Source organism: Nocardia aurantia (assembly GCF_009604425.1).
In the GTDB taxonomy this organism is placed as follows: domain Bacteria; phylum Actinomycetota; class Actinomycetes; order Mycobacteriales; family Mycobacteriaceae; genus Nocardia; species Nocardia aurantia.
On sequence record NZ_WEGI01000002.1, the window covers coordinates 183,532 to 196,903 of the forward strand.

Annotated in this window: 14 protein-coding genes; 9 read left to right on the plus strand and 5 right to left on the minus strand. The window is 71.3% G+C overall.

Annotated elements, in window-relative coordinates:
* Positions 1–19: 19 nt before the first annotated feature.
* Positions 20–598: a WXG100-like domain-containing protein gene (locus tag NRB56_RS04245; RefSeq protein ID WP_153339191.1), complete on the minus strand. Its 579-nt coding sequence runs from the start codon at positions 596–598 to the stop codon at positions 20–22.
* 122 nt (positions 599–720) lie between these two features.
* Between NRB56_RS04245 and NRB56_RS04250 the strand changes: the two genes are divergently transcribed.
* The 3 genes from NRB56_RS04250 (at position 721) to NRB56_RS04260 (ending at position 4,133) form a co-directional block, all read left to right on the plus strand.
* Positions 721–2,454, plus strand: coding sequence for a WXG100 family type VII secretion target (locus NRB56_RS04250; protein WP_194290720.1), 1,734 nt, complete (start codon positions 721–723; stop codon positions 2,452–2,454).
* Positions 2,455–2,564: 110 nt separating this feature from the next.
* Complete coding sequence (locus NRB56_RS04255) at positions 2,565–3,377, plus strand: SDR family NAD(P)-dependent oxidoreductase (RefSeq protein WP_153339193.1); 813 nt, start codon at positions 2,565–2,567, stop codon at positions 3,375–3,377.
* A 165-nt stretch (positions 3,378–3,542) separates the two neighbouring features.
* On the plus strand, positions 3,543–4,133 hold the full coding sequence (locus NRB56_RS04260; protein ID WP_153339194.1) for a hypothetical protein: 591 nt from the start codon (positions 3,543–3,545) through the stop codon (positions 4,131–4,133).
* A 40-nt stretch (positions 4,134–4,173) separates the two neighbouring features.
* Here NRB56_RS04260 and NRB56_RS04265 read toward each other — a convergent pair whose 3' ends face one another.
* The 3 genes from NRB56_RS04265 to NRB56_RS04275 form a co-directional block, all read right to left on the minus strand.
* Entirely contained in the window at positions 4,174–5,457 is a 1,284-nt protein-coding gene (locus tag NRB56_RS04265) for a cytochrome P450 (protein WP_153339195.1), read from the minus strand.
* Positions 5,458–5,649: 192 nt separating this feature from the next.
* On the minus strand, positions 5,650–6,249 hold the full coding sequence (locus NRB56_RS04270; RefSeq protein ID WP_153339196.1) for a TetR/AcrR family transcriptional regulator: 600 nt from the start codon (positions 6,247–6,249) through the stop codon (positions 5,650–5,652).
* 178 nt (positions 6,250–6,427) lie between these two features.
* On the minus strand, positions 6,428–7,717 hold the full coding sequence (locus NRB56_RS04275; protein ID WP_319942533.1) for an MFS transporter: 1,290 nt from the start codon (positions 7,715–7,717) through the stop codon (positions 6,428–6,430).
* 102 nt (positions 7,718–7,819) lie between these two features.
* On the opposite strand from NRB56_RS04275, the gene NRB56_RS04280 reads away from it, so the two are divergent.
* The 3 genes from NRB56_RS04280 to NRB56_RS04290 all read left to right on the plus strand — a co-directional run bounded on the left by NRB56_RS04280 (position 7,820) and on the right by NRB56_RS04290 (position 10,335).
* Positions 7,820–8,197: an ArsR/SmtB family transcription factor gene (locus tag NRB56_RS04280; RefSeq protein ID WP_153339198.1), complete on the plus strand. Its 378-nt coding sequence runs from the start codon at positions 7,820–7,822 to the stop codon at positions 8,195–8,197.
* 478 nt (positions 8,198–8,675) lie between these two features.
* A complete protein-coding gene (locus NRB56_RS04285; protein ID WP_319942534.1) occupies positions 8,676–9,653 on the plus strand; it encodes an RNA polymerase subunit sigma-70 in 978 nt (325 codons plus the stop codon).
* Between the two features lie 79 nt (positions 9,654–9,732).
* Positions 9,733–10,335, plus strand: a complete 603-nt coding sequence (locus NRB56_RS04290) for a maleylpyruvate isomerase family mycothiol-dependent enzyme (protein WP_153339199.1) — start codon at positions 9,733–9,735, stop codon at positions 10,333–10,335.
* A 2-nt stretch (positions 10,336–10,337) separates the two neighbouring features.
* Here the strand turns inward: NRB56_RS04290 and NRB56_RS04295 are convergent, their stop codons facing one another.
* Positions 10,338–11,048, minus strand: a complete 711-nt coding sequence (locus NRB56_RS04295) for an endonuclease/exonuclease/phosphatase family protein (protein ID WP_319942535.1) — start codon at positions 11,046–11,048, stop codon at positions 10,338–10,340.
* Positions 11,049–11,168: 120 nt separating this feature from the next.
* Between NRB56_RS04295 and NRB56_RS04300 the strand changes: the two genes are divergently transcribed.
* The 3 genes from NRB56_RS04300 (at position 11,169) to NRB56_RS04310 (ending at position 13,356) form a co-directional block, all read left to right on the plus strand.
* Positions 11,169–11,876 carry an SDR family oxidoreductase gene (locus NRB56_RS04300; RefSeq protein ID WP_153339200.1) on the plus strand — a complete coding sequence of 236 codons (708 nt, stop codon included), beginning with the start codon at positions 11,169–11,171 and terminating at the stop codon, positions 11,874–11,876.
* The gene (locus NRB56_RS04305) at positions 11,873–12,463 is read left to right on the plus strand and encodes a TetR/AcrR family transcriptional regulator (RefSeq protein WP_319942536.1); all 591 of its coding nucleotides are present in this window, start codon (positions 11,873–11,875) and stop codon (positions 12,461–12,463) included. Before NRB56_RS04300 ends, NRB56_RS04305 begins: the two co-directional genes overlap by 4 nt.
* An 80-nt stretch (positions 12,464–12,543) precedes the next feature.
* On the plus strand, positions 12,544–13,356 hold the full coding sequence (locus NRB56_RS04310; protein WP_153339201.1) for a mycofactocin-coupled SDR family oxidoreductase: 813 nt from the start codon (positions 12,544–12,546) through the stop codon (positions 13,354–13,356).
* Positions 13,357–13,372 lie beyond the last annotated feature (16 nt).

The following is a 13,372-nucleotide window of genomic DNA, read 5'->3' on the forward strand; positions in this document are numbered from 1 at the left end:
GCCTGCGCGCCCACGCTGGTCAGGCCGCTGGTGAGGGCGCCGATCTTCGCCGCGTGGATGGCCCCCGCAGGGCGGCACGCCGGACCGCTCCGGCCGCGGCCTCCTCGCCGGTCCGGACGGCCAATTGCTCGACCGCCTCCCGCATCGCCACCTCGGCCGCGATACGGTCGTTGAGCGCCTTCAGGCCGCCGCCCTGGAAGAACAACAGCGCATCGTAGGCGAGCTGCGCCCCCAGGATGATGCCGGTGACGATCAGCTGGTGCTGGACCTCGAGCGTGGCATCGGCGGTGTCGTAGCACTGCCGGCCCAGACCCTCACACACCGCGGCCTGATCGCGCATCGCTTTCACGACGCTGCGATTACGTTGCGCCAGACCTTCCCTGCTCGCACCGGTGAGCGCCTGTTCCGCCAGCGCGCCCCGCGCTTCGTATTCATCCGCGGAGTTCTTCAGATCGGCACTCGCCCGCATATAGGCGTCACCGTTGCCGCGCATCCCGGGAACGCTGGTCGCGGGCCAGTGCCCGATCACCAGATCGCGGACTGCTCCGGGAACTTCGGCCAGCAGGTGGCTCGCATCTCCCGGCTGCTGCTCGGGCACCGACCACCCACCTGAAATTTTCCTCCGGAGATTCGATCTTCCCACGGCTGGTGAGCCGGCGCTGCCCACGGACGGGAAATGGTGGAGCCGCGCCACAATGGATGCGAGAGGGGAGGACGCCGGTGGGTGAGCAGTTTTCGGCCGACCTGGACGCGTTGCGGGACCACGCCGCCGCGTTCGATCGGATCGGCGCCGAGGTGTACACTGCCGTCCAGCGTTTGCTGTCGGCGTTGGAGGCCGGCGGCGCGCCGTGGGGCAACGACGACACCGGCAAGGCATTCGCCGACAGTTACGTGCCCGAATATCAGCAGACGCGAACCAATTTGAACGACCTGGCGCAGGTGGCGCGGCAATCGGGATCGGATCTCCGCCAACTGGCGGACAATTTCGAGAATCAGGACCTGATCGGCGGGCGGCATCTCCGGGACAGCCCGATCTCGCAGTCGGCCATCGCTCCCCGGTACTCGAACGACACCGCCCCGATCACCGTCATGAACTCGCCGTCCGGGTCCGCGCCGACGGGCGGGACCACCGCGTCGTCCACGCCGTCCGCCCCGGCCGGCACCATCGGGAATCCGGCCGGAATTTCCGCGCCGGGTTCCGGTGATCGGTTCGCGCCTTCGGAACACGATGGCGGTGCCCGCCACGCCGGACCGGCCGGTGCCGATGCCGATTCCGGATCACGCCGAGCGGCGGATTCGGATCGGAACTCCGCGCCGGACGAGTCCGACTCCCCGGCGACGGGAAACCCTACCGGCGCCGGCGAATCCGACGAGCCGGGCGTCTCGGGCGCCGCGGGCGCCGCGCCTGCCGCGGAAATACCCGCGCCTACCACGCCGTCCTGGTCCGATGCGACGACCGAGCGACGCACCGGCCGCACCCCATGGAATACGGCACGTGGCCCGGCTACCGGCCCGGCGATGGACGGGGCAGCCGGCACCGCCCCGCGCGACGGCTCCGCCGAGACGTCTCCCCGCGGTCCCGGCCGGCCGGCCGCGCGTCCCGCGGGCAGATCCGACCGGCCCGGGCGGAGAACGGCGGAGCCGGTGCCGCCGCGCTCCGGCGAGTCCGTCGCGGCACGCCTGGTACGAGAGCTCGCCGAGCGGCACGGTGTGACGGCGTTCGGATTCGACACTCCGGCCGTGCCCGACGAGGTCCTCTTCGAGATCGTCGCGGCGGTGGACGACGTCTTGCCGCGTTATCCGATGATCGTGCTCGGCGCGATCGGGATCGCGGCGCTGCCGGAGGGCGAGACGACCCGGCTGGAATGGGATACCGAGCCGGCCCCGGCGTCCGCGGCCGTCCGGCCCCGGGTCTTCACGGACACTCCGGCGCGACGGATCACGATCGGCCCCCCTCCGGCGCGAATCACCTTGTCGGCGAATGCCGCGACCGACCCGGAGGCCTTGCGACAGGAGACCTCAGCGGCCGTGCGCGCCGGCCTCATCGCGTCGGGAAGCGCCCGGCGACCGGTGTATTCGTCGATCGTGCGGGAAATGGGCGGCGCGCTCGACCTCGCCGGTGATTTCCGGGCTCGGCGGGCCACCCAGCGCGGACTGCTGAGCGCATACCTCCCCGGTCTGCCCGCCGCCGACCGAGCGTCGTTGCGCCGCACCGTTTCCGGCTTCCGAGAATGGCGGGCACAGTTGAGTGGCCGCAGTTTCGTGGCGGGCCGGCTCGCTCCCGCCGCGGCACTGTCGGAGGCGTTCACCGAAGTGGCGCTGAACAGCGCGCAGGCCGCTCCCCCGGCCCGGGTGTTGCACGACCTGCTGGTCGACGCGGCCGAGGCGAGCGGGCGCCATCGAGACCGGGCGTCCGGCACGGGGGCGCGTACCCGCGCCGGCGAGCTCCACTGAGCCGCCAGTAGCTCTGCCGCACAGCCGATTCCGGCCGGTCGGGCGCGGGAGTAGGCTCGGGTGCGAACCATCCGGTTCGTCGGGTTGCGGAATGACGGCGAGGAGGCTACATGCCCGGCAAGACCATTCTGATCACCGGTTCCACCGACGGGCTGGGGCGGCATCTGGCGGTGCGGCTGGCGCGCTCGGGGGCGCGGGTGCTCGTGCACGGCCGGGATCGGGAGCGTGGTGCGGGGGTGCGCGCGGAGATCCTGGCCGCCGGGGGGCCGGAGCCGGAGGTGCTGATCGCCGATCTCGGGTCGCTGCGGGAGGTGGATCGGCTCGCCGGGGAGGTGGGCGCGGTCACCGATCGGCTCGATGCGCTGATCAACAATGCCGGTGTCGGGTTCGGGGCGCCGGATTCGGCGCGTGAACTCGGCGCCGACGGGTACGAATTGCGTTTCGCCGTCAACTATCTCGCGGGGGTCCGGCTCGTCCGCCAGCTGGCGCCGCTGCTGATCGCCGCGGCGCCCGCGCGGGTGGTCAACGTCGCCTCGATCGGGCAGCAGGCGCTGGATTTCGGGGATCTGAACTTCGAGCACGGTTACTCGGGGGCGGCCGCGTACATGCGCAGCAAGCTCGCGCTGATCATGGCGACCTTCGACCTCGCCGAGGAGTTCGGGCCCGCCGGCGTCATGGTGACCGCGCTGCATCCGGCCACCTACATGGACACCACGATGGTGCGTGAGTTCGGCGGTTCGCCGCTGAGCACGGTCGACGAGGGCGGGGACGCGGTCGTCCGGCTGATCACCGAGGACGTGCCGAACGGCGCGTACTTCAACGGCCGGAAACCGGCCCGCGCCGACGCGCAGGCCTACGATCCCGCCGCTCGCGGCGAGCTTCGCCGGCGGACGGCGGAGCTGATCTCGGCGGCCGTGGGGTAGCCCGTACCGCGTGCCGGAACGAGTTCCGGCAGTCGATGACAAAAAAGTTTCGCTGAGACCCTTGTCACAGCGGGCAAACATCTGGTTGTCTCGTGGCCGACGGTTCACCCACCGCAACGGCGTCACTCTGCGGCGGTCACCGCTGCCCGACCAGAAGGAAGTCAGATGTCCCGAGCTGCCCATTCCGGCCCTCGCACCCGTTCCCATCCCCGAGCCCGCGCGGTCGCCGTGGCCCGCGAGCATCGGCGCCGGTACCAACTGGTCGCGCTGGCGCCCGCGGTCGCGGACGTGGTCCGGTACGCGGGGGGCTGGCTGTTCGACCGGGCCTCGTCCGGCTGGGAGGTGACGGCGATCGTGGCCGATCACGCCGACACCCGGCCGCTGGAGATCCTCGGCGTGCGGGTCGTCGACCTGGAGTCGGCGTTCGCGTCACGGGTGCGCAGCCCGATGCCGAACGCGCTCGCCATCGACACCGAGTTGTTCGCCGCCGACCATCGGGTCCGCGCGGGCCTGCTCGACGTCTTCGACCACGAGTTGATCGATCAGGTGACCTTCTGGGGCGACCGGCCGCTCGGCGACCTGGGCGCGCGGTTCGACCCGGTGCAGCACCGGGCCAGCCGGGCGGCCCAGGCGTTCAAGGCGCGCGCGCTGTCGGTGGCCGGGCAGCAGGCGCCCGCGGCCCCGGAGTTGTTCCGCTGCTGCGAGTTCCAGCCCGGGGCCGCGGGATTCCGCGACCTGCTGCCCACCGCGGTCTGAATCACCGGGAACGCGTTGTCCCCGTGCACATTCCGCGTGGCTAAGCGCCCAGCGGCGCGAAGGTGATGTGCAGGTCGCGCAGGCCGCGCAGCAGGAAGGTCGGCTCGTAGCGGTAGCCGCGGTCCGGCCCGGCGCCGTGCGCCCCGTCGTCGATGGCGATGTCGCGGACCCGGTCGAGCAGCCGGTTCAGCGTCACCTGCCCCTCGGCGCGGGCCAGCGGCGCGCCCGCGCAGGTGTGGATGCCGCGGCCGAAGGCGATGTGCTCGCGCGAATTCCGGCGGTCCAGCCGGAACTCGTCCGGATTCTCGAATTTCCGGGGGTCCCGATTGGCCGCGCCGATGCACAACATCACCACCGTGCCCGCCGGAATGTCCACGCCGCCGACCTGAGTGGACCGCTTGGCCAATCGGAAGTCCACCTTGGTCGGGCTCTCGAAACGCAGTGACTCCTCGACGAATTGGCCCACCAGGCCACGGTCCTCGCGCAGCACCCGCTGATACTCGGGCTGCTCGCCGAGCACCTTGACCGCCGCGCTGAGCAGTTTGGTGACCGTCTCCTGTCCCGCCGCGAAGAGGAAGGTGGCGGGCCGGACCAGTTCGGCGACAGTGGGTTTCGCCCCGTCCGGATAGGTCGCGGTGGCGAGCACGCTGAGGATGTCCTCGCGCGGCTGCCGCTGCCGGTCGGTGATGTACGCGCCGAATCGCCCTTCGAGCCACTCCAGCGGGTTCAGGCCCACCGGCTCGTGGTCCAGCGCGCCGACCCGGCTGCCCGGTTCCTCGTGCCCGGACAGCGCGGACCGGAATTCGTCGCGATCGCCGTCGGGCACGCCCAGCAGATCCGCGATGACCAGCGTCGCATAGGGTTTCGCGTACTCGTCCAGGAATTCGCAACGGCCCGCGGCCAGGAACTCGTCGAGCTGACGGTCGGCCTGCCGCCACATGTATTCCTCGTTCTCCTTCAACCGCTTCGGCGTCAGGAGTTTGGCCAGCAGGGCCCGGGTGCGGGTGTGGTCGGGCGGATCCATCGTCACCATGTGCTCGTTGATCGGGAACAGATGGCGGTGTTCCTCGATCTGCGCGGTGATGTCGTCGCCGGCCGGCCGGAACGGCAGCGGGGGGAAGGGCCCGCCGATCGAGATCGCCGCGGAGAAGTGCTCGGCGTCGCGGAAGATCTCGTTCGCCTCCTGATAACCGGTCACCGCCACCACGTCGTGGTGCGGCTCCCGGAACACCGGATTCCGCGCGCGCAGGTACGCCAGGTACTCGTACGGATCCTGGGCGACATCCGGATCGGAGAAGTAGTCGACTGATGCCAGATCGGTCATGTGCTGTCCAGCCTTTCCCGGCAGGGGAAGACGGGCCTCCGCCGATCCGGTGGCACGACCGGTGCGGAGACCACTGCTTTCGAATTAGGGGATTCACCTTACGCAAATCCGGTAATCGGATTACCGAAAATCGAGAGTAGCAGTCCAGCAGCGTCCAGGGAAGGGGTTCGCTGTACGAGTGGACAACAGAACTCAGGCGCCGCCGTCCGCCGCCACCGGCGGTTCCAGCCCGTCCAGGTATCGCTCGATCAGCGCGATGGTCTCCTCGTGACCGAGGGTGAGATCCATGTTCGACTCCATCACCAGGATGGTGGTCACCGTCGACAACAGCAGCGACACGGCCACCGGCGGGAACTCCTCGATGTTCACGCCGTACTGCCGCAGGATGAAGGTCAGCGCGGTGAGCTGCACCTCGCGGAACCGGGTGGCGTAGGCGACCAGTTCGGCGCGAATCGCCTTGCGGTGGTTGGCGAGTGCGAAGAACTCCACCATCAGCGAGTTGCGCTCCGCGTCCTTGGCCAGCTCCCACAGCGCGTGCAACGGCCGCGGCCCGGCGAGCGCCCGCCGATGACTGCCGAAGTGCCCCTCGGTGCCCTCGCGCAGCACCGCGACGAACAGATCGTCCATGGTCGGGAAGTAGTAGTGCACCAGCGCGGGTTTGACGCCCGCCTCGGCCGCCACCCGTCGCGCACTGGCGGCGGCGTAACCGTCCGCGATCATGATGCGTGCCGTCGCGTCGAGCAGCTCGCGCCGGGTGGTCGTGTCGTTCGCGCCTCGTCGCCGGGTGGGCATGGCCGTCAGGCTAACACTGGGCAGTCGTACAGCATCCGGGCGGGCTCGGCGGCGGCCGGATCCGGCGGCAAGCGGCCGAGCCGGGATGGCGCCGACGATCCGCCGTACCGGCCCGGTGGTACGCCAGGGCTCGGCGCACCGCGGTGATGAAGGGCAATGCGGCACGAGACCCGGGAACTCACCTCGGATCTCGCCCACCCGCGGCGGGTTCGCGCCTCACACCGGCGCGCGTCAGCCATACGGCGAATCCGCCGAGAACGGCCGCGACGGCGACGATAGCACCGAAAATGGTTGTGGCGGTAGAAATTCCGGCGGCATCGCCCAGGTAGCCGGCGACCACCGGGAGCAGACCGGCGGGTAGATACCCGCCGATGTTCAAAGCCGCGTTGGCCTCGGCCAGGCGGTCGGCCGGGACGGTGGCGTTGAGCAGCGACAGCCCGCCCAACTGGCCCAGCCCCTGACCCGCGCCGGCCAGCAGGGCGGCCACGACGAGCCAGGCGACGGTCTCGGTGCGAACCGCCGCGACCAGCGTGGCCGTACTCGCCGTGGTGGCCACGGCCGACGCGATCATGATCAGTGAGCGGCGCACGCGGCGGACCGCGAACTGGACGGCGGTGGCGGTGAGGAACATGCCGAATGCCATGGCGCCGGCCGGGATTCGGCTCGTGACGCCGAGCAGCCCGGACAGCAGGGCCGGGCCGAGCGACAGCACGAACGATGTCGCGGTGATACCCGGCGCGAATACCGCGATGCCGAGCGCGAGTTCGCGGCCCCGGCCGGCGGGCACGCGCGGAACCCGGATCCACGCACCGGTGGCGACGGGCGCGGGCCCGCCGACGCCGACGGGCGCGGGCCTGCCGAGGTCACCGGACATCGGCCTGCCGAGGGGCAGCCGGGCGACCGCCACCGCCGCGGTCAGCAGCAGCACCGCCTCGACGATGAAGACGGTCACGGTGGGGGCGGGCAGGGTCTCGGACACGATGCCGGACAACAGCGGCCCGGCGCCGGCGCCGAACACCATGGCACACGAGGCGAGCAGCGCCGCCTGCGATTTCCGTTGCGGCCCCGCGACATCGGTGACAGCGGCCATCCCGGCCGAGACCGCGGCGCCGACCGCGACCCCGGTGCACAACCGGGCGACCAGCAGCGCCGCCACGCTGCCGGCCGTCGCGAAGATCACGCAGGCGAGCAGCGCCAAGGCGAGCGCGGGCAGCAGGACCGGCCGACGGCCCCAGCGATCGGACACCACCCCGGACACCAGCAACGAGCCGAGCAGACCCGCGATGTAACAGGCGAAGACCACCGTGAGCATGCCCTTGGAGAAGCCGATCCGGTTCTGCCACAACACATACAGCGGCGTCGCGGCATTGGACAGCACGAAGACCGCCGCCACCGGCCAGGCCGCGAGCCACATGGTGCGCACCGGCGTGCCCGCGGTCCGGACCACAGTCGTTTCCGTCGTCGTCACGATCACTCCCACTCTGTTCGAATAAACTCGTACTTGTTCGAGTGGAGTCGAACTTAACAGTAGTACGATGGGAGTCGTACTTACTGTGATCGGAGGAACACCATGCCGTCGAAAGCCGCCCATCGGTTCGCGGTCCCTCCGCGACCGGCGAATCTGCCGGATCCGCTGCCCGAACCGGCGCCGGAGGACATCCGGCTGGAGACCGCCCTCGGCGCGCTCAGCGAACCGCTGCGGTTGTACATCGTGCGCGAATTACTGCTGCACTCCGAGGAATTCGACCATCCCTGCGGCTGGTTCGGCATCGACCGGCCGAAATCCTCACTCACCCATCACTTCAAGGCGCTGCGTGACGCCGGGCTGATCCGGCAGCGGCAGTACGGCCTGGAGCGGCGCAGCCACGTCCGTATCGAGGATCTCGACACCCGTTTCCCCGGACTGCTCGACCTCGTCGCCGAATGGTCGCCCGCCGAAGCGGATTGAGTACGCCGCCGATCGGATCGATTGTCGGGCAACGGCTTCGGACCTCCACCGGAGGATCGCCACGCGGCCATACCCCGCCCGCCCGCGCCATCGGGCCTCGCGGGGGCGACACGGTCGACGCCACGCTCCGGCCCGGTGCCGCCGACCGTGTCGCCCTGGCAACCGTGTCGCCCCCGCCCCGACCGTGTCGGCGCCGGCAACCGGGTCGCCCCACGGCCACCGGGTCGCCCCACGGCCACCGGGTCGCCCGACAGCAACCGGGTCGCCCACGGCCACCGGGTCGCCCGACAGCAACCGGCTCGCCCCACGGCCACCGGGTCGCCCGACAGCAACCGTCTCGCCCCACGGCCACCGTCTCGCCCCACGGCAATCAGGTCGCCCCGCGGCAATCAGGTCGCCCGGCGGCAGTGGATGCGCGCCGATCTGCTCGCACCGGCCCCGTTCCCGCGCGGCCCGGCACCGGTGCGAGCATGAAGCGGTGAGCGCATCGACAGGAGCGGCGGCGACGGAACCCGGCGCGCTGGAGGCCGCCCGGATTCCGCTGACCGGGTACTGCTATCGAATGCTCGGCTCGGCCGCCGACGCCGAGGACGCGGTCCAGGAAACCCTGCTGCGCGCCTACCTGCGCCTGGACACCTTCGATCCGGCGCGCTCGCGGCTGTCGACCTGGCTGCACGCGATCGCCACGAACATCTGCCTGGACCTGCTGCGCGGCCGTACCCGCCGGATGCTGACCTGGGACGGCCCGGTCGCCGGTGGCTTCGATCCCGGCTCGGCGCTCCCCCCGGACCGCTGGATCGAGCCGATGCCCGACGCGGCGCTGATCGCGACCCGGGATCCGGCCGAGGTGGTGGCCCAGCGCGAATCGGTGCGGCTGGCCTTCGTCGCGGCCCTGCAACATCTGCCCCCTCGGCAGCGGGCGGTGCTGGTCCTGCGCGAGGTGCTCGCATTCACGGCGAGCGAGACCGCGGACATGCTCGGCGTCAGCGCCGCCGCGGTGAACAGCGCCCTGCAGCGGGCCCGCGCCACCCTCGCCGCCGCGCGGACCACGCCGGCCGAGGCGCCCGACCCGGCCGATCGCGCCGATCGCGACCTGATCCGGCGCTACGTGACGGCCTTCGAGGCCCACGATGTCGCGGCGCTGGCGGCGCTGCTGTGCGAGGACGCCGAGTCCGGCATGCCGCCGCTGGCCTGGCGTCTGACCGGCCGCGAGACGATCGTGGCGGTGTTCGCGGCCGCCGACGCCTGCGTGGGCGATCGGCTGATCGAGGTCGCGATGAACGGCTCGATCGGGTTCGGCCAGTATCGCCTCGACGGGGCCGGGGTGCCGCGGCCGTTCGCGCTGCTGGCGATCACGACCCGGGGCGGCGCGATCGCGGAGCAGGTGACCTTCCTCGGCACCGCGGACCGGTTCGCGGAGTTCGGCCTGCCCGCGGTCCCGGCCCCGCGCGGGTGATCTCCGCGCGGACCGATGAGTATCGGCGGTCCCGTTCGTATCAGAGGTGATCACATTCCTCGACCAGGAACGGACACCGATGACCAGCACCGATCAGGACACCGCCCGGCTGCGCGAGCACACCGTCGCCGAGCGGGAACGACTCGCCGGACTGCTCGCCGGCCTCACCCCGGAACAGTGGGCGGCGCCCTCGTTGTGCGCCGGCTGGCGGGTGCGCGAGGTCGTCGCGCACGTGACCATGGCCTACCGGACCTCCACCTGGCAGTTCCTGCGCGGGATGATCGCGGCCCGGTTCGCCTTCGACCGGTACGCCGACCGCGCCGCGCGCGCCGACACCGCGCGCATGAGCGACCCCGAACTGCTTGCCGCACTGCGGGACAACATCCACCACCCGTGGCGGCCGCCGGGCGGCGGGGCCGCGGGAGCGTTGAGCCACGACGTGATCCACGGCCTCGACGTCACCGAACCGCTGGGCCTGCCGGCCGCCCCGGCCGATCGCATCGCCACCGTGCTGGGCAACGGCGGCAAGCGTTCCTTCGCCTACTTCGGGGTCGATCTCGGCGGAGTTCGGTTGCGGGCCGAAGATTCCGATGTCGTGCTCGGCGACGGAGCACCGATCACCCTGTCCACCAAGGAGATTCTGCTGATCGTGACGGGACGTACCGCGGTGCCGCGGAACTGAGGTCAGTCCGGCACCACGGTGGCCCGCACCGGGTTGTGGTCCGAGACGCCGCGCAGATCCTCCACCGCGATCGCGGTCGTGGTGGCGCCGACGGTGACCACGTGGTCGATGAACTCGGATTTCGTCCCGCCGCCGCGGGGCCGGGTCGGCACGAGATCCGGCAGCGCCGCCACCGCGAAGCCGGTGCCCAGCCCCGCCGCCACCGTCTCCCGGTCGGCATTGAAGTCGCCCAGCACAACCGTGGGACCGGTTGCCGCCGTGGCCAATTCCGCCAGCCGGGCGAACTGCCCACCGCGGCGGCCGTCGCCGGTGACGTGGGTGGCGATCACGGTCAGGCCGCCGGTGCGGACGACCAGGACGCCCTTGCCCGGATCGTCGGCGAAGGCGGTCGCGGTGATCAGGCGGCTGCCCGGCTCGGTGAGCACGACCAGATGTTCGTCCCGGTCCCGCAGCGCCGTCGCGATCCGCCGCGAGCGCGGCACCCGCGGATAGCGCAACGCGTGTACTGACCTGTGCGGCAACGCCTCTCGCAGCGCCGCGAGCTGATCACCGCTGACCTCCTGCAACGCCACCACGTGCTCGTCGCGCCCGGCCACCCAGCGCGTCACGGCGGCGATCCGCGCGGGCTCGTCCGGCCACCGGTCGGCCACCTCCTCGTACCAGTTCTCGGCGTGCACGCGATGCAGGACGTTCCAGGTGGCGACGGAGATCACAATCAGTACGGTAGTGGACCGCCCGCACCGCGACATCCCGCCGGTCACCGGGCCCCCGCTTTACCTACCTACCTGTAGGTAGGTAGTCTCCGAAACGGGTTGCCCGGACGAAGGAGAACCATGAGCGAGACTGCGGTGATCACCGGCGCGGCCGGCGGGATCGGCGCGGCGGTGGCCCGGCGGCTGGCGAGCGCCGGGGTGCGGTGCGTGCTGGTCGACCGCGATCAGCGGGTGGCCGAGGTGGCGGCCGGGATCGGCGCCGAGGCCGTCGTCGGCGACCTCACCGATCCGGCGCTGTCGGAGCGCGCGGTGGCCGCCGCCGGCGACCGGCTGGACATGCTGGTGCTCAACGCGGGCATGAACTCGGTCGACAAGGATCCCGCCACCCTCGATCTCGACCGGTACCGGGCCGTGGTCGGGGTCAACCAGCACGCGGTGGTGTGGGGCCTGCGCGCGGCGCTGCCGGTGATGCGGCGCCACGGCGGCGGCTCGGTCGTGGTGACCGCCTCGCTCGCCGCGCTCCAGGGCGTGCCACAGGACCCCGTCTACACGATGACCAAACACGCGGTGATCGGCCTGGTCCGCGCGTTCTCGGGCACGCTGGCGGCGGAGAACATCCGGCTCGGCGCGGTCTGCCCCGGCCTGGTCGACACCCCACTGACCGAGGGCGGCCGGGATCGGTTCCGGGCGGCGGGCATTCCGATGCTGTCGGCGGACACCGTCGCCGTGGAGATCGAGCGGTTGCTGCGCACGGGCGAGCCGGGCACCGAACTGGTGGTGCGGCCCGGGCAGCCGACGGCCCGCTACCGGCCGGCCCCGCTGCCGTGACGGCCGACCGGGCGGGCGACCGGCGCGAGGAGATCCTGCGGGCCGCGCTCGCCATGTTCGCCGAGCGCGGTTACCGCGGCACCTCGCTGGACGCCGTCGCACGCGCCGTCGGCCTCACCAGACAGGGTGTGCTGCACTACTTTCCGGACAAACAGCGGCTGCTGGCCGCCATCCTGGCACGCACCGTCGAGGTGGGCCGCGGGGATCTGCCGCCGCACCGGTTGCAGGAGGACGTGCCGGCCCAACTGGCCGCGGTGGTCGCCCACAATCGCGCGCATCCGGCCTACGCGCAGGCGTACAGCGTGCTGATGGCCGAGAGCGTGGTCGCGGATCACCCGGCGCGGGAACACTTCCGAGCGCACTACCGGCAGGTGCTCGACGAGATGACCCGCGGCTACACCGAGCGCTGGGGTGCGCGGCTACCGTCGGGCCTCACCCCGCATGCCGCCGCGGTGGCCGTGCTGGCGCTGCTGGACGGGATGCAGCAGCAGTGGCTGCTGGATCGGGACCGGACCGGCGATCCGGAGACCATGCGCGCGGTGCTGGCCGTGTTGTTCGGTACGGAGTCCCCCGGCCCGCCGCAGTAGCAGACCAGCCCGTCGGTAATTATATTCTTACTTGTGAGAAGTAAGCTTCTCGCTGGCTGAAAACGAGATTGGATCTGCTCATGGCAAGATTGGACGGCAAAGTAGCCTTCATCACCGGCATCGCGCGCGGCCAGGGCCGGGCCCATGCCGTACGGCTGGCTCACGAGGGCGCCGACATCATCGGCATCGATCTCGCCGGGCCGCTGCCCAACGTGCCCTACGACTCCCCCACGCCCGAGGACCTCGCCGAGACGATCCGCCTGGTCGAGGCCGAGGGCCGCAAGATCATCGCCCGGCAGGGCGACGTGCGCGATCTGGCGGGTATGCGGGCGTTGGTCGACGGCGCCGTCGCGGATCTCGGCGGCCTCGACGTGGTGGTCGCCAACGCCGGCATCTGCGTGCCGACCACCTGGGACCAGGCCACGCCGGAGATCTTCCGGGACCACATGGACATCAACGTGACCGGCGTCTGGAACACGGTGATGGTCTCGGCCGGGCACCTGATCACCCGGGGCGGCGGCTCGATCATCCTGATCAGCTCGTACGCCGGTAAGAAGGTGCAGCCGTTCATGGTGCACTACACCACCAGCAAGCACGCCGTGACCGGCATGACCCGCGCGTTCGCCGCCGAACTCGGCCGGCACCGCATCCGGGTCAACAGCATCCATCCCGGCGGGGTGAACACCCCGATGGGGTCCGGCGACATGCAGGGCGCGCTGGAGCGGGCCACCGAGACCAACCCGCCACTGGCGACCATGGGCACGCCGTTCGTGCCGCAGTGGGCCGCCGAGCCGGAGGAGATCGCCGCGGCGGTGGCCTTCCTCGCCTCGGACGAGTCGAGTTTCATCACCTCGGAGCATCTGAGCGTCGACGGCGGCGCGCAGTACTTCTGAGCGGCGCCGGCCGCCG